Raw genomic sequence first — 15,064 nt, 5'->3', positions numbered from 1 at the left:
GTCCCGCGCAGCAACTAACGCCAGAGTAGTGTGCCTCTATAGTGCCCGAGTCGCGCTTCGACGTCGTATTCATTCTGCAGGCCCAGTTTCATCAACTGGCCGATCTTTTCTTGCGCGGCCGGCCGTCCGACCGACGCAATGAACGCATCCCACTCCGGCGCAACCGCAGAGTCTGGCGGCAGCGTCTGTGCGTTGACAAGCTGCTTGATGGCACTGAGCGACTGCTTATCGAATAAGCTGATGCGCGTCGCAAGACCGTCGACAAATGCGTCGAGTTCGCCGTCGGGCAGCGAGCGGTTGACATACCCGTAGCGTTCAGCGAGTGGACCATCGATGTCGTTTCCGCTCGTCAACACTTCGAGTGCGCGGCCCCGTCCGATCAACCGCGATAGACGCGTCATTGGACCACCTCCCGGTACGAGCGCGGCGCCGATTTCCCATTGCGACAGCAACGCATACTCGTTGCTGGCAAAGCGCATATCGCTTGCAAGCGCCAGTTCACTGCCGACGCCCGACGCACGCCCGCGAATTTTCGCAATCGAGATGACAGAAGCACGCCCGATGCGCGCCAGCATGTCCGGTAGCGGCGGCATGCCTGTCGGGCCGGGCGGCAGATTCATCGTCACTTCGAGCGGAGGGACGAAGTCGTAATGGGTGAGGAAGAAGTCCGGCACAGCGCTGTCGAAAACCACCACCTTCAGATGGGGGTCGTTTTCGAGTGCGGTCACCACCGCGCCCAGTTGTGGCATCGTATCCGGCCCGAAAATGTTGAATGGTGGACGATCGAAGACTACTCGCCAATACCAAGGGCTGCGACGTTCGACCTTGATCTGCGCATCTGCGCTCTCTTGATTCATGTCGTTCTCCGGGAAGTGAATGTCCGATTCGGTCGCTCGGCCTATCTGTGCAGCATGTCTAACAGATCTCGCGCTACCGCTTGCGAAGACGCTGGATTCTGGCCCGTGATGAGACGGCCGTCGATGATCGACAGCGCCTCCCAGTCAGCGACTTTTTCAAAGCGGCCGCCCAGACGTTTCAGTTCATCCTCGACGAGGAACGGTACGACATGCGTGAGTTGCACCGCCTCTTCCTCCGAGTTCGTGAAGCCCGAGACGCGCCTTCCTTTAACCAGTGGCTCGCCATCGAATTTGACGTGGCGCAACACACCGGGCGAATGGCACACGAACGCCACCGGTTTGCCCGCGTTATAAAAGCGCTCGATCAGCGCGACAGAGATGGGATCCTCAGCAAGGTCCCACAAGGGCCCGTGACCACCGGGATAGAAGACAGCGTCGTACTTGTCTGGTTCCATGTCCGCCAATACGGCCGCGTTGGCAAGCACGTGCTGCGCGGCAACATCACGCTTGAAGCGCTCTGTCAGGTCCGTCTTGCCTTCAGGCGTATCGCTTTTCGGATCGATGGGCGGCTGTCCGCCTTTCGGAGAGCACACCGTAACCTCGATGCCCGCATCGAGGAAGGTGTAGTACGGCGCAGCAAATTCCTCAAGCCAGAAGCCAGTCTTTCTACCCGTATCGCCGAGTTCGTCATGCGATGTCATTACCATCAGTATCTTCATGGTCGCACCGAGTCCAATGAAATTTGTCTTGCCACGCGATGCCGTGGTCACACCACTATACGTTCACAACTGCGGACCGGAGGGCCGCTCTATACCAACGTATTAGGTCTTAATGACATTGTTAGATCGAGTCGTCGACGCGTCTGATCGGGAATTGGGTCATCTGTAAAAACTCGAGAATTAGCCTTGCAAATATCTGCTAAAGTTAGACGGCAATTCAGCAGTATCAGTAAGATCGTTTTTGTCGCGGCGCCGCCAGGCGGAGCACCAAAACGGTACTCGCTTGACGTCGCGACCACTCAACGCTTCACGACTCTGCTACGTTGAGCAAGCAAATGCGACCGCCTTGAACCGGTTCTTCTATCGTCTGACGTTCGCACAAAGAAATGCTCGGAACGTAGTGTTGCGATGTTCGTTAATCACCCTGAGTGGAGAAATGATGAGCCCTCGTTTTGATACGAACTTGGACCGCAGGATGCCAGGGAGCGAGACGTCCATCGTCTATGTCATCGACGATGACGAATCGATTCGATTTACTCTTCATAGCCTCGTGCGGTCCGTCGGGCTGCGCGTCCAGACCTTCGAATCGCCCGCCGCTTTTCTTGCTTGGCCTAAAGACGATGTGCCGAGTTGCCTCGTGCTTGATGTGCGTCTTCAGGGCGAAAGCGGCCTTGGTTTTCAGGAAGACATGGCGCAACTGGGCCTGCGCATACCAATAATTTTCATGACCGCATACGCTGACGTTGAAATGACGGTCACTGCAATGAAAGCCGGGGCGCTGGATTTTTTTCAAAAGCCGTTTCGTGATCAAAACATGCTTGATGCGATCGCGCACGCCCTAAAGGGAGATGCCCAACGCCTCGCAGGCGAACAAGCGCAAGCCGGCGTTTTTGCCGCGTACGGATCGCTGACTGTGCGCGAGAAGGAAGTGATGAAATATGTAGTCGCGGGCTTGCTGAACAAGCAGATCGCTTACGAGATGAATCTCAGCGAGGTCACCGTAAAGATCCATCGCGGACAGGTAATGAAGAAGATGGCAGCGAGGAGCTTGCCCGATCTGGTCCGGAAAGCGGAGTCGCTCCAGTCCACTTGCGCCGGGTCAGCATCAGTTCGCCTTGGATCGGTGCTCAACGCTGCACGCAATGACGATGCGGCCAGCTTGCGCGTCGTGCATAGTGTCGAACGTGTGCCCCCCCGCCACGAACATTTTGAGCTACTAGCTAGTCACAGGCTCACTGCCTGGCGAACGGCGTCTGCGAAGGCCTCGGGGGCTTCCTGCGGCAAGTTATGACCGATGCCTCCGCTGATGTTCCGATGCACATACTTGCCGACAAACATGCGCGCATAGGCGGCCGGCTCAGGATGAGGTGCACCGTTAGCATCGCCTTCTAGCGTGACAGTCGGCACAGAGATTGTTGGCGCACTGGCAAGCCGCTGTTCGAAGCTGTCGTAGTCCGCCTCGCCGCCCGCTAGACCAAGGCGCCATCGATAGTTATGTATGACGATCGCAACATGGTCGGGGTTTCGGAAAGACGCGGCCGAGCGCTGATAGGTTGCGTCATCGAATTGCCACCTGGGTGATGCCAGTTGCCATATCAGCCTGTTGAACGCATCTAGGTTAGCTGCATACCCGTGCGCGCCGCGATCCGTCGCGAAGTAGTACTGATACCACCACTGCAGTTCTGCCTGTGGTGCCAACGGCCGGGCGTTTGCCGCCTGGCTGCCGATGAGATATCCGCTTACGGAAACGAGCGCCTTCACGCGCTCGGGCCATAGGGCGGCGATGATGTTGGCGGTACGCGCACCCCAGTCATATCCGCCGAGGACTGCCTGGTCAATTCCGAGAGCGTCCATCAATGCGACGATATCGATCGCAGTGACGACCTGTTGTCCATTGCGCACCCCGTTCGGCGAGAGGAAACGTGTGCTGCCATAGCCCCGAAGGTACGGCACTAGGACTCTGTATCCGTCGCCCGCCAAGCGAGGCGCCACGTCGACGTAGCTGTGAATATCGTACGGCCAGCCGTGCAGCAATATGACGACGCTACCACTGGCGGGGCCGAGTTCCGCATAGCCAACACTAAGCAAGCCAGCATTGATCTGCCGGATAGGACCGAACGTCGCCGATGTCATCGCGTGCGCAGTGTCGATGACGTTCATACGAGCCATAGTTAATGCCGCGATTGAGGAGCGAAGTACACGTCGACGTTGCAGATCGATAACATCAGTCATGGCGAGGCCTCCGTTCGATGCAGCGCGCAGCGCTGCAGTCAGCACAGGGAGTGTAGGAGAGCACATCACCACGCGCACTCATACGATCGTATGTGGCTCGAACGTCTCGACCGATTCCCCTCATTTAGGGTGTGGCGACACCGTCGCGGCGCAGTCGCTCAATTAGGAAATCGACAAATACCTTCACGCGTAAAGACAGATATCGCGCATGCGGATACAGCAGGACGAACGGACGGGACGGGCCACCGTGATCTCTCAGTACCTCCACGAGCCGCCCGGCGCGAAGGTACTCATCGACAACGAAGCGATAGGTTTGAAACAATCCGGCCCCGCTAAGCGCTAGCGTCACCCCGGCGAGCGCATCTCCAGACGTTCGGTAATTTCCGCGGGTGATTACCTCGACTTCACGAGCTCCGTCGCTGAATGTCCACAAGAGGTCCCGGCCGCTACTCGGCATCTCAAACTGAATGCACTCGTGCGACGCAAGGTCATCGATAGACCTCGGCACTCCTGCACGACCCAAGTATGAGGGTGATGCCACCACGACCAGTTCGGCATCTTCCAGCTTGCGCGCTATGAGGCTTGAGTCATCGGGAGCGCGGCCTCGGATCGCGAGGTCGAATCCCTCATCGGCGAAGTCTATGTTCCGGTTGCTCAAATGCGTTTCGACGCGCACATCCGGATACCGTTCGCGAAAAGCAGGAAGCGAAGGCAGCAGCCGATAGTGCCCGTACGGTGTAGGTACGCTGATTCGAAGCACGCCGGCCGGCGTACGCTGCTGCCCTGTTGCTTCGCGTTCCGCCTCCACTAGTTGCGATAAGGCATCCCGACACTGCTCGTAGTAACGTCGGCCCGAATCGGTGAGTCGAATCTGGCGCGTGGTTCGGACAAAAAGTCGTACTCCCAGTCGTTCTTCCAACCGCGAGACGGATCGGCTCACCGCAGCCGGCGTGACGCTTGCCGCGTTGGCCGCGAGCGTGAAGCTGCCTGCTTCCGCGGCAAGACAGAACAGCTCGATACTCCCCAGCAGAAGGTCATCAAATTTTCGTTGCATGGTCGAAGTGCAGCATTGGCCGCAAAGGACGTGATTATCGCCTTATCTCGCATAAGAGCTAACCTGTGTTGGTCAAGACTACTTCCGGTTGGTTGAGATTTGCAGCAGCGTCAACTACGGTAGGTGAGTCGTGACGTAAGGTAAGCGACACGCCGTGCTCATTCACCTCCAAGGGGAAACGTATGTCTGTGGAACACAAATTGGCCGGGCTCGGCCTCGCTTTGCCCGAACCGCCTCAACCACTCGGAAGCTATCGCGCCGTAAGCGAAGCTGGTGACTTGCTCTTCATCTCCGGACAAGTCCCACTTGCCGACGGCAAGATGGCATACACCGGCCGCATCGGCGAGCAACTCACGGTGGAAGACGGCCGACGAGCTGCTCAACTGACCGCCCTAAACGTGCTTGCCCAGATCAAGCGGCATCTTGGCGGCTTCGATCGCTTAAGTCATATCGTACGCGTCGAGGGTCATGTTAGTTCCGCCGATGGCTTTCACGGTCAACCCGCGGTGCTGGATGGTGCGTCTGACCTCTTCGCCGCCGTACTCGGGGACAAGGCGGGGCACGCCAGGTCCGCCTTTTCGCATTCGCAACTCCCCGCCGACGCTGCAGTCGTGCTTGTTGTGATTGCGCTAGTTCTTCCGGCCTGAAGGGTCAGCCGCATTTGTGACGCCGACGCAAAACTGTTGGTATGCGCCGTGCCTTCGAATGCGGCACTGGAACGCCTACATTCATGTCAACCGGAACACCGCGCCCCTGCGCTTCCGACAGTCAATCAATGAACCATGAACCAGAGCCAACAAAATGAATGAGCAAACGAAGGTGGTTGTCGTCACAGGTGCCTCACAAGGCATTGGAGCGGAACTTGTCAAAGCGCTTCGCGCTCGCGACTACCGCGTCGTCGCGACCGCGAGATCCATCCAACAATCGGACGATCCGAATGTTGTGACTGTAGCGGGGGACATCAGCGACCCTGCAACCGCGCAGCGGGTGATATCGCAAGCGATCGAGCGCTTCGGTCGCGTCGATACGCTGGTGAACAACGCGGGCATTTTCATCGCGAAGCCTTTCACGGCTTATAAAGATGAGGACTATGCGGCGATCATAGGCGTAAACGTATCTGGCTTCTTCTACGTCACGCAGCATGCGGTCGCGCAAATGGAAAAACAGGGCAGTGGGCATGTTGTTAGCATCACGACGAGCCTCGTTGATCATCCAATCAGCGGCGTACCGTCAGTGCTAGCTTCACTAAGCAAGGGCGGCATCGCTGCTGCAACGCGGTCGCTGGCGATCGAATATGCTAAACGCGGAATCCGTGCGAACGCGGTGTCGCCGGGCATCATCAAATCGCCGATGCATCCGGAGGAAACGCATGCGGCGCTCCATGCGCTTCATCCGGTCGGGCATATGGGCGAAATGCGCGACGTCGTCGACGCTGTCTTGTTCCTCGACGATGCGTCATTCGTCACGGGTGAAATCTTGCACGTCGATGGCGGACAGAGCGCGGGCCATTAACAGCTACACGGCAAGCCGCCTACCAGTGGTAATTGTGAAGCACGCACCGTCCGGCGAACGCGCCGAATTGCGGAAGAATGTCTGCCGTCGGAGGATTCTTCAACCGCGCTGCCGTGGCTAGACTGTTTCCAACGGTGAGTCGGAGCCAGTATGTGTCCGCTTCGACCGTGCTTGTCGGCACACAGGCACCGCCTAAACGCGCCGGTTGGGCGCTTGGCCTAGTGTCTACTGGCGCGTTGACGGGTAGCCTGATTGGCCCGCTCGTTGGCGAGCTGCTGCCCGGACGAATCGGCATTCGAGGGACGTTCTTCGCGGGCGGCGCTATGATGGCGGTGCGGCCGCGCTGACGATCGGCTTAGTAAAGGAAAACTTCCGGTCGGAACAAGACGCAGCGACACGAGGTGCAGAAGGCTTCGCTACTCATAAGCGGACATCATATTGGATCGTTGGCGCCTTGCTGATTGCCGCCATGATGGTCTTGCTGGCTAACACCGACCGCGTGGGGAGCTGGAAGGTGATAACCAGTTGCCTCGTGCTGACCGGTCTTGTGGTGATCCCGCAGGCGTTCGTCGCAAAATGGTGGCATCTAGCAAGCCTTCGTTTTCTGATGGGGATGTCGCTCGCCGGACTACCGCCTTCCGCCTTCAATTGGGAAAGTCTTCCGCCACGTAGTGCCGGAACATTCCACCGGCCGCATGCTTGGGTGCTGCAATCCGCACAATTTTTCGGCCAAGTCGTTGGGCCGCTGGTTGGCGGGGTCATCGGAGTCCATCCCGGGCTGCGTGCAGTGTTTTTTTCTTCCGGCGCGTTACTGTTTTTATGCAGCGCGCTTGCAATTGCCGCAAGTCGGCCACATAGATCAGCTATGCGTGATGCCGCTATGTGCGGCTGATTAACCTGCCTACAAACGCTACTTGTCTTTCAGGTTCTGACAGCGTTACTGGTTTCAGAATCTTCGGGTCGGCTAACGCCGGCCCTTTTTTTGAGCGGTGGTGCTATCGACCGCATCTAATCGCCGTCAGACGGTCCGCCGGTTCCTGCGTTCTTGCGGTGTTGACCTGTTGACCTCGCCGTCGGGCGCACGCTTAATAAGCAAGGCCGCGCTAATCTCTCCCGTCCTCAACAATCCAATTGCAGCGTATTAGATTGATTGTCTTGCGTTCGAGCTATTGGGTCGCCCCACTAGAATACCGCCTCAGACGGAACACCTTTCTAAGGGCGGATATCTGTCATCGTTCGGCCATTCGACGAGATCCATCGGTAGACCTGTCAGCGGCGGCTATTGGCCGCACTGAGCCATCTGACGTTCACTCCGCAACGTCGTCGTGCCTCACGCCTTCTGACTTCGAATGGCGCACAGCCTTGGCGAGCCAAGGGCCGATCTGACAGCTTTCGCTGAGGCAACCGCCGTCTCTTCGCTGATGTGTTTGGACTGTTGGACGACAGCTTGGTCGACGATAAACTGGCTTCTGTGTCCATCAATCCTTAAGGCGCCCCATGAGCACCAAGACATCTATCGGGTATCACTACGGCGAAGGAAAGGACCATCCTGGCACCTCTATGAAGAGGCGTTCGAGAATGATGTGGTCTACCTCTAACTCGAAGGCGTGCAAGCCGACGTCGTGATGATCGACAGTCTTTGGGGGGCCAAGGCCGGCACGGTGCTGCTACGGCTGCCCAGCGCGACGGCCCGTCAGCTCGGACACTTCCGCACTGGGATGAAGGCGATGCGCCACCGGTGGGTAAGGGATAGACAGCACGCCATCACAAGCGATGGCGCTTAGGAGGCTTAGGAGGCTTAGGAGGCTTAGGAGGGAGGGATTGGAGCAGCTGTCCGATGCGCCCACGGTCCTTCCGAGATCATCGCGGGTGAATCTCGGTAAAGCGCATCCACGCCTAACAGCATTCAGGCGGCCTCGGCCTGTAACGTGAAATCAACGTGGATAGCATCATAGGGAAAAATGATGTCGCCGTTGTCCGAACGTTCCAGGACGCCCACATTGATTAGCGCGAGAACGTCATCATGCACGCGGCGGACATCGCGATCGACGCGCCGGGCAAGTTCTCTGATCGACATGGCGCCCGCGCCTGTCATCTTCTTGAGGATGTCCCAGCGCAGTTGGGTGAGCGTCCTGAGCAACAGTTCGGGCGTTGCGAAGCTGATGAATTCGCCCTGCTCTTCGCCGCGCATTGCGGCTGCGAAGCTTCGGGTGATGTCGTCGCGAGAGGCGATCCCAAGCGTTACCGTGGTCATTGTGCGGCCCTCCATTGGTCTACGTCTGACCAGAAATCAGCCATAAGCTGTTCCGGCGTCGTGAATGCATAGGGCGTCTCGACTGCACCAACATGCTTATGGTCGCCCTTCCCGCGTTCGTTATCGTAACGAAGCACGCATACGTTCCTCACGATGTACGCGGCACTGTACTTGTAGAAGTGTGCGCTGCCGTCGACAGGGTGCGGAACCTTCCAGACAAGTAAAGCCGCAAATGACGCCTCATCGACAGGGACACGGCGCTTCAAGAGGGGAATTGCGTTCATGTTGACAATGATGACAACACGCGCCGATGTTGTCAATCAGGTCAACGTCATCGGGTTGCAGGAAGTTCCAGCATTGGTGACGATTGCTTGGTCTGAGGAACAGCCGCGCAACGCCTTACCGGCTGTCCACCCGAAGACGGTCAGCGTCCCCGTGCACCTTGGGACCGCTGCCGGTTTGTCTTGAAGCGTCAAGCGGACGCATTTGGAACCATCGAGCCCGGCGGCCGCAGCTGCGCATCATCAGATCGGTCGGGAATGATGGTATCCGGTGAATCGCGCACATTGCCTGCGCTCGTGCCGTATCGTCGGGCACTACAACGCCGGTAACGCGATCGCGCTTGACTGCGTCCTTGTCGAAAATCTCTGGCGTTGCCTGGAATACGAACTTCATTAACTGATCGACCTGCGCGATGAGTAACTGAACATCATCACCTACCCGTGCCGTCTCTTTCCGCGTCTGAATAGTATTCCCAGTCAACCGCCGCTCGATCTCGCGAAGCTCGTCTCGGAGTCCCTCTTCTCTCACGAACTGCGCGACGGCCTGGTTGATGAGTGCCGTCACGTTCGTTGGCGTAGGCAAGTCGCTCGTCTCGACGATACTTGACCAGTGGTTTTTGAAAATCGGGGCGCCAGTTAAAGCTTACGATCTGGATCAAGAGAATACGACGCTGGCACACTACCAAGCCCTTTCAGTCACGCACTTGTCGGTAATGAAGCCCGACCGGACGATCGACCCAAAGCAGTTCGACAAGCTGATGATTGATATCCTCGAGTCCCCGGAATCTGAAAATGGTATGAACTATGTGATCGACACAGGCGCAAACACGTTTTCGCCCCTGCTGGCGTATTTGATTGCCAACTTTGCTTTCGATGCGATTCGAGACGCCGGCAAGAAACCGATTATTCATTCGATCATCGGCGGCGGCGACCTGCTCGCGGATACCCGAGAGCCTGGCGGCGGTATTGAAGAACATCGCAAACAAGCACGCCAGCCTCGATGTGCGACCCGAGCACTACCCAATTGTGGGCGAGCACCTCTTGGGCGCGATCAAGGACGTATTGGGCGACGCTGCAACGGACGACATCATCTCTGCATGGGCGCAAGCCTATGGAAATCTGGCTGACGTTCTGATGGGCATGGAAAGTGAGCTCCGCGAGCGATCAGCGAGTGCAATGGGTGGCTGGAACGGATGGCGGAAGTTCGTCGTGAAAGCATAATCCGTAAAAATCACGGCAACGTCGATTCGACGGTGATAACGACACGGGGGGAATAAGCGAACGATAAGAATGTTTTGATGAGTTGCGCCGCCCTTTCTCTTCAGCGGTTAGTCTCAAGCTGCCCCAGCCGCTGGGCACGGTCTTGACCTTCGCCATCCCCTGAGCTCTCCGTCGCGGCGCCGAACCCGGGGGCCAGGAAGAACTGTGACTTACCGGTCAGCTGAGAGTCGAGCGCTTTCGCCTAGCCGTCGTCGAGCGCGATACTGACTGGCTGAGCGAGCTGAGGCCCGAGCTCGAATTCCGCAATCGTCTTAGCAAACGTTTGCCTTAGGCATATACTTAAACTTCTCTCAGCATCCGCTGTTGTGACTGGAGGCGGGTGTTCTCCGGCCGACGCCCTCCGCGTCGGCTCTTTTTCGCCTTTGTTATCGCGCCCCCAATTGCGTTGGATAGCGCTGGTTTTGGCGGCCCTTCGCTCATCGATTCGAGCGTCGGTGGGCTAGGACAACGCTCTTTCCCAATGCAGGAAGCGCAGCGAGCGATCCGCTATCCATATCAGAACGAGCCTCAGGACGTAGACTTGCAGCGGATTGTGGTCATCTTGCCAGTGTTTGCGCGTCAGGAAAGACAGACACTGAAAACCTCGATCTGGGTGCCGATGCTCGCATTGCCAAGCTCGGCCTTGGCTGTCAAGCACTCGTGCGTTGGATTCTTTCGCCAGTTTGCGCGCAATGGGGCGCACGCGCACCTCGGCGCGACGACGCGGCAAGCCGGCAGCGTCAGAGCGCCTATTCGGCTTCGGATGACTGGCAGTCTCTCGCGATACGCGAGCGAGCGATCCGCAGCGCTTGACGAGGCCGTGCTACCAGCGAGCGTCTAGCTCGGCACCGGCGCATAAGCGCACGAGCGTCAACACACTCATATATAAACGTTCGTAAAGGACGTATGCATCATGCGGGTCGGCACCGCGTCGGTACATGCCGTCCAACCGTTCCCGCTGCGCGTGCATGAGCTGAATGCCGCGACGAATCTTGGCGGTGCAGGCTTCGATTTTCGCATTCACGGTGGACTCGCGGACGGGCGAGGTGGAAGATCCGGCACGCTTATACACCATCGCACCATCGCGCTGTAATTCTCATCAGCCGCTCTTCCGTCCATCGCAGCATGAAGTAATGTGATGAGCAGGGCTGCGTCCACCGGCTTCTGCAGCATCGCGGCCACCGGCGCCGATGTGCTCGGCACCTCGCCTGACACCAGCACGACTGGCACGTTCGTGGATTCGGGCAGTGTCTTTAGGATCCACGCTACGTCCCGCCCGTCCACCAGCGGCATATTGACGTCGGAGACGACCGCGTCCGGCGGCTCGTTGATTGCTGCACACAGACCATCGAGTCCGTTGTCTGCTACTGCGACGGTATGGCCGCAGTTGGTCAGGACCGCTTCCAACGCGGTCCGACCGGCTCGGTCATCGTCAATCAATAAAACGCGGCTCATCTCGAAAGTCGCAGCACTGCAGTCATGGGGCTCGGAGCACGACGTGTTCCAGCGCCTTGAATGCTTGGGCCTTCACGACAGGTGCGCTTCTATCGTTCAATTGAAGCGCCCGCATCGACAAGTGCGTATTTCAGATGGACGAGATCCTCTGCTCCGAGAGAAGGGCCATGCTGGGCGGTGCCGCTTGTCGGTCACCCCTGACAGGCGTTGCGGTCCGTCGAGGTGCACCATTGACGTGTTACGGCAGGGCAACGAATTTAGCGGTCGACACAGGCTTGAGCAGCCCCGATCGGCGGCTTTGGCAGGGACGCGCGCGATCGAGCCAGAACCCACCGGCGGCAAGCCAGTGGAGGATTTCAATCGGATTCGCATCGGCGTCGTTCGAGCCGGATGATGTGCTCCACGACGACGCCCCGATATCCCATCATCGTGTCGAGTGTGACGCGTAAAAGGCTCAACAGTCTTTGCGCCTCCGTTGCGTCCCGTCCCTCTCGCGTCAGCGTCCTGACGAGTTCGGTTTGCCGCGCGATACGCGCGGTAGCCAGCGCAATCCGTTCGTCAGCCCGGCGAAGCTGATCCTGTTCAAAGGCTAGTTGCATCACGCCTCCAGCGGCCAACCGGTGCGCGACGCCCGGCGCCGCGCGAAAGCAGCTTGCGCCGTGCAGAATCGCTCCGTCTGCAGTGTTGGTGACCTGGCTCGATGATACGCCGCGGTCAAAAACGTCGGGAGTGCTGACCGTCCAGATGTGTTCTTCGTCTATTTTTTGAGACCGTGATGTCGTGCGAAGCCGACCGGGTCGCATCGAGCAAGTACGCGCCATGGCCGTCTTAAGCACTACCCATCTGCGGGACCCGCGCCGCGCCTCAGGGGCAGCCCGCCATTCACCCATTGAATCACACCGCTGGTGCAATCAGATTTTCGTTGACGCAATTTCACCCAACAGTCCCAGCAACGCCTTGAAATCAACCGGCTTAACAAAGTGATGATCAAAGCCGGCAGCCAAGGCTTTTTGCTTGTCCTGCGGGAGTCCATATCCGGTGACGGCAATTAGGACCGTCTTCGCTGCTTCAGCCTTGCTGCGAAGGAGGCCAGCCAGCTGATAGCCGCCGATATCCGGAAGACCAATGTCGAGCAAGCAAACGTCCGGCCGCCACCGTGCGGCGAGTTCAAGCGCCGTGGTTGCGTGTGACGCGTACTGGACCTCATTGCCCGCGGTTTCAACCAACATTCCGAGGGCTTCCGATGCGTCAGCGTTGTCGTCGACAATCAGCACCTTCAGGCCCGCGAGCAAAGACGACTCACGTGCCGCCTCATTGTCGACGCGATCGGCAACCGCATGGGTGACTTCAAGGCAGGGCAGGCAGACGACGAACGTGCTGCCCTGCCGCAGGCCCGCGCTCCACGCGTAGACAGACCCGCCATGCGCTGTGACCGGCTGCGTACGAGCGCCAAACCGATGCCCAGTCCGCCTTGCGACCGGTCAGCGCTGCGTTCCGCTTGGGCGAACAACTCGAACGCGCGCGCCGTGACCTCCGGGGTCATACCGATCCCATTGTCCGACACAACCAACTCAACGTGCCCGCGTTCGATACCCACGCTAAATTCGATCGCCCCTCCTTCCGGCGTGTATTTCGCGGCGTCGTTGAGCAAGTTAGCCAGCACTTGCACCAAGCGCTTGTGGTCGCCGCGCACAAGCGCGGCGACCGGAGAGGTGTGGAGCGAGAGCCGGTGCTTTTTTCGCTCAATCACGGGCCGCACCTGCTCAATCGCATCCGCCGCTGCCCGATTCAGGTCTAACACCTCGAACTGGTATTGGACGAGGCCTTGCGTGACGCGCGAGACGTCAAGCAGGTCATCGATCAAGCTCGTCATGTGCTTTGCCTGGCGAGCAATGATCGCACTCGCCACTCACCCGACGCTCATCGTTGGGGAAGGTCCGGATCAGATCCGCCGCGGAGGCAATGGGTGCCAGCGGGTTGCGCAGTTCGTGAGATAGCATGGCCAGAAACTCGTCTTTGCGTTTCCCGGCGACTACCAATTCCTCCTCGGCCGCTATCCGTTCGGTGATGTCCAACTGCGCAACGACCGCGCCCGTGATCTCGCCGTTTTCGTTGCGGACTGGTGCGCCGTTGCTCAACAGCACGCGCCGCACCGGCGGTTCGTCGAAACTTTCGATTTCGAACACGTCACCGACGACCTCTTCACCACGCAGTGCCCTCGCCGTCGTCCAGTCGTCGAGCGTCAGAAGCTGTCCATGTCGCTCGGAGTGGTCTGCCCAGCGAGCCTTCCACTCTCTCAAATCATCGAGCTGGGTCCGGTCCGGATGATGCTCACCCCACAGTTGCGCAAACGTTCGGTTCTCACGCTCCATGGCGCCATGGCGGTCGCTGACGACGATGCCGACCGGCGCGACCTCGAGCAGCGCGTCAAGGCGGCGAGTGGCCGCTTCCGCCAAGCGAGCGGCCGCGCGGGCGCTGCGCTCGCTGCGCGTCAATCGCAGCTGCGCATCACGCTGCTCGGTAATAGCCGAGAACAGGATGGCCACTTGATTTGGCTGGGACGGATCCAGGCGAAATGCATGCACGTCGTACCAGCGTTTGAGCTCCGCCGCCTGGTTTTGGAAATGCACCGGGATGCCGGTTCGCGCGACTTGAGCGTAGGTTTCGAACCAGTGCCGCTCATGCTCGGGCACCAGTTTCAGCATGGTCCGCCCGGTTGCATCGACCAACCCGGTGTTCGCCTCAAACGCTGGGTTCACCGTCAGAAACCGATAGTCCGCAGCCCTTCCGTCCCCATCAAATAGCATCTCGATGATGCAAAAGCCTTGATTAATCTGCTCAAACAACGTTCGATAACGTAGTTCGCTGTCGGGGAGTGTCGCATCAGGCGCCGTGTTTGGCACTTCCGGCGGAACGGTGAACGTCTGGCGGATGCAGATAAGTTCACCGCGTCCGTCGTGCACTGGCGCGTGCTCGACGCTCCACTCGCGAGTCTCATTGTTTTGCGCGGCAGCTTCGGCAGGCCACGCCAGTTGGCTGGCGGCGACAACGACTCGGTTCGGCCGGCCGCTCGCGGCTGCGAGCGAAATCGAATGACGTAACACTTCACGCGTCGATGCGCGATCGGCAGGCGCTAGCTGAGGGAGGTCGAAAAGACTGGCGCCGACGATCTGGCTTGCCAGGATCGAAAACGCCTGCGCAAACGCATCGGTCACTGCGAGCACGACGGCATCGATATCCGTGGATAGAAGCAGGCAGGCAGCAGGGAAAGTGCGGAAGGCGTTCTGGTAGACGGATAGAGAAGTCACTTCGTCAGGTTCGCTCATGTTGTGGGTGTGGGCCGAGAACGCAGGACCGCGTCTGTGATCGCGGGGGGCACGACCTAGCCGCGGTCAGGCCCTGCAGGCTTCGTTTCGACGCGCCCGGGGACGGCGGACATC

Annotated in this window: 15 protein-coding genes and 2 pseudogenes; 5 read left to right on the top strand and 12 right to left on the bottom strand. The window is 58.9% G+C overall.

Annotated elements, in window-relative coordinates:
• Nucleotides 1-14: 14 nt before the first annotated feature.
• Together P9220_RS19655 and P9220_RS19650 are read right to left on the bottom strand one after the other, a co-directional pair.
• Complete coding sequence (locus P9220_RS19655; protein WP_309766999.1) at nucleotides 15-857, bottom strand: enoyl-CoA hydratase/isomerase family protein; 843 nt, start codon at nucleotides 855-857, stop codon at nucleotides 15-17.
• Between the two features lie 41 nt (nucleotides 858-898).
• Nucleotides 899-1,576 (bottom strand): type 1 glutamine amidotransferase domain-containing protein, encoded by a 678-nt coding sequence (locus P9220_RS19650; protein ID WP_309766997.1) that lies wholly within the window; start codon nucleotides 1,574-1,576, stop codon nucleotides 899-901.
• Between the two features lie 439 nt (nucleotides 1,577-2,015).
• Between P9220_RS19650 and P9220_RS19645 the strand changes: the two are divergent.
• A pseudogene (locus P9220_RS19645) lies at nucleotides 2,016-2,657 on the top strand (response regulator transcription factor); the annotation flags it as partial.
• 143 nt (nucleotides 2,658-2,800) lie between these two features.
• On the opposite strand, the gene P9220_RS19640 reads toward P9220_RS19645, so the two are convergent.
• Nucleotides 2,801-3,808: an alpha/beta hydrolase gene (locus tag P9220_RS19640; protein ID WP_309766995.1), complete on the bottom strand. Its 1,008-nt coding sequence runs from the start codon at nucleotides 3,806-3,808 to the stop codon at nucleotides 2,801-2,803.
• Between the two features lie 124 nt (nucleotides 3,809-3,932).
• Entirely contained in the window at nucleotides 3,933-4,862 is a 930-nt protein-coding gene (locus P9220_RS19635; protein ID WP_309766994.1) for a LysR family transcriptional regulator, read from the bottom strand.
• Between the two features lie 182 nt (nucleotides 4,863-5,044).
• Between P9220_RS19635 and P9220_RS19630 the strand changes: the two genes are divergently transcribed.
• From P9220_RS19630 to P9220_RS19620, 3 genes are all read left to right on the top strand, one after another.
• The gene (locus P9220_RS19630) at nucleotides 5,045-5,509 is read left to right on the top strand and encodes a RidA family protein (RefSeq protein WP_309766993.1); all 465 of its coding nucleotides are present in this window, start codon (nucleotides 5,045-5,047) and stop codon (nucleotides 5,507-5,509) included.
• 154 nt (nucleotides 5,510-5,663) lie between these two features.
• Nucleotides 5,664-6,374, top strand: a complete 711-nt coding sequence (locus P9220_RS19625) for an SDR family NAD(P)-dependent oxidoreductase (protein WP_309766991.1) — start codon at nucleotides 5,664-5,666, stop codon at nucleotides 6,372-6,374.
• 454 nt (nucleotides 6,375-6,828) lie between these two features.
• Nucleotides 6,829-7,266: an MFS transporter gene (locus tag P9220_RS19620; protein WP_309766990.1), complete on the top strand. Its 438-nt coding sequence runs from the start codon at nucleotides 6,829-6,831 to the stop codon at nucleotides 7,264-7,266.
• A 1,014-nt stretch (nucleotides 7,267-8,280) separates the two neighbouring features.
• Here the strand turns inward: P9220_RS19620 and P9220_RS19615 are convergent.
• The 3 genes from P9220_RS19615 to P9220_RS19605 all read right to left on the bottom strand — a co-directional run bounded on the left by P9220_RS19615 (nucleotide 8,281) and on the right by P9220_RS19605 (nucleotide 9,474).
• Nucleotides 8,281-8,628, bottom strand: a complete 348-nt coding sequence (locus P9220_RS19615; protein ID WP_087128927.1) for a transcriptional regulator — start codon at nucleotides 8,626-8,628, stop codon at nucleotides 8,281-8,283.
• Nucleotides 8,625-8,912 carry a DUF6516 family protein gene (locus P9220_RS19610; protein WP_309766988.1) on the bottom strand — a complete coding sequence of 96 codons (288 nt, stop codon included), beginning with the start codon at nucleotides 8,910-8,912 and terminating at the stop codon, nucleotides 8,625-8,627. The genes P9220_RS19615 and P9220_RS19610 overlap by 4 nt, the downstream gene beginning before the upstream one ends.
• A gap of 115 nt (nucleotides 8,913-9,027) precedes the next feature.
• Nucleotides 9,028-9,474 (bottom strand): hypothetical protein, encoded by a 447-nt coding sequence (locus P9220_RS19605; protein ID WP_309766987.1) that lies wholly within the window; start codon nucleotides 9,472-9,474, stop codon nucleotides 9,028-9,030.
• A 380-nt stretch (nucleotides 9,475-9,854) separates the two neighbouring features.
• Here P9220_RS19605 and P9220_RS19600 point away from each other — a divergent pair.
• Nucleotides 9,855-10,124: pseudogene (locus tag P9220_RS19600) on the top strand (globin domain-containing protein); the annotation flags it as partial.
• Nucleotides 10,125-11,189: 1,065 nt separating this feature from the next.
• On the opposite strand, the gene P9220_RS19595 reads toward P9220_RS19600, so the two are convergent.
• The 5 genes from P9220_RS19595 to P9220_RS19575 all read right to left on the bottom strand — a co-directional run bounded on the left by P9220_RS19595 (nucleotide 11,190) and on the right by P9220_RS19575 (nucleotide 14,950).
• Nucleotides 11,190-11,624: a response regulator gene (locus P9220_RS19595; RefSeq protein WP_309766985.1), complete on the bottom strand. Its 435-nt coding sequence runs from the start codon at nucleotides 11,622-11,624 to the stop codon at nucleotides 11,190-11,192.
• 356 nt (nucleotides 11,625-11,980) lie between these two features.
• The gene (locus P9220_RS19590) at nucleotides 11,981-12,460 is read right to left on the bottom strand and encodes a hypothetical protein (protein ID WP_309766982.1); all 480 of its coding nucleotides are present in this window, start codon (nucleotides 12,458-12,460) and stop codon (nucleotides 11,981-11,983) included.
• 75 nt (nucleotides 12,461-12,535) lie between these two features.
• The gene (locus tag P9220_RS19585) at nucleotides 12,536-12,898 is read right to left on the bottom strand and encodes a response regulator (protein ID WP_309766980.1); all 363 of its coding nucleotides are present in this window, start codon (nucleotides 12,896-12,898) and stop codon (nucleotides 12,536-12,538) included.
• 2 nt (nucleotides 12,899-12,900) lie between these two features.
• Nucleotides 12,901-13,497, bottom strand: a complete 597-nt coding sequence (locus tag P9220_RS19580; RefSeq protein WP_309766979.1) for a HAMP domain-containing sensor histidine kinase — start codon at nucleotides 13,495-13,497, stop codon at nucleotides 12,901-12,903.
• A complete protein-coding gene (locus P9220_RS19575) occupies nucleotides 13,478-14,950 on the bottom strand; it encodes a PAS domain S-box protein (protein ID WP_309766977.1) in 1,473 nt (490 codons plus the stop codon). The genes P9220_RS19580 and P9220_RS19575 overlap by 20 nt, the downstream gene beginning before the upstream one ends.
• Nucleotides 14,951-15,064 lie beyond the last annotated feature (114 nt).

The sequence above is a fragment of the Caballeronia sp. LZ016 genome (genome assembly GCF_031450805.1).
Lineage (GTDB): Bacteria > Pseudomonadota > Gammaproteobacteria > Burkholderiales > Burkholderiaceae > Caballeronia.
The sequence above is the reverse complement of the archived record's forward strand: the minus strand, read 5'-3'. Positions and strand labels throughout refer to the sequence as shown.

Bases quoted from the DNA above. Each gene is read 5' to 3' on its own strand.
- P9220_RS19630 (WP_309766993.1), top strand. From the start codon at position 5,045: ATGTCTGTGGAACACAAATTGGCCGGGCTCGGCCTCGCTTTGCCCGAA.
- P9220_RS19650 (WP_309766997.1), bottom strand. From the start codon at position 1,576: ATGAAGATACTGATGGTAATGACATCGCATGACGAACTCGGCGATACG.
- P9220_RS19640 (WP_309766995.1), bottom strand. From the start codon at position 3,808: ATGACTGATGTTATCGATCTGCAACGTCGACGTGTACTTCGCTCCTCA.
- P9220_RS19610 (WP_309766988.1), bottom strand. From the start codon at position 8,912: ATGAACGCAATTCCCCTCTTGAAGCGCCGTGTCCCTGTCGATGAGGCG.
- P9220_RS19595 (WP_309766985.1), bottom strand. From the start codon at position 11,624: ATGAGCCGCGTTTTATTGATTGACGATGACCGAGCCGGTCGGACCGCG.
- P9220_RS19625 (WP_309766991.1), top strand. From the start codon at position 5,664: ATGAATGAGCAAACGAAGGTGGTTGTCGTCACAGGTGCCTCACAAGGC.
- P9220_RS19615 (WP_087128927.1), bottom strand. From the start codon at position 8,628: ATGACCACGGTAACGCTTGGGATCGCCTCTCGCGACGACATCACCCGA.
- P9220_RS19575 (WP_309766977.1), bottom strand. From the start codon at position 14,950: ATGAGCGAACCTGACGAAGTGACTTCTCTATCCGTCTACCAGAACGCC.
- P9220_RS19635 (WP_309766994.1), bottom strand. From the start codon at position 4,862: ATGCAACGAAAATTTGATGACCTTCTGCTGGGGAGTATCGAGCTGTTC.
- P9220_RS19655 (WP_309766999.1), bottom strand. From the start codon at position 857: ATGAATCAAGAGAGCGCAGATGCGCAGATCAAGGTCGAACGTCGCAGC.
- P9220_RS19580 (WP_309766979.1), bottom strand. From the start codon at position 13,497: ATGACGAGCTTGATCGATGACCTGCTTGACGTCTCGCGCGTCACGCAA.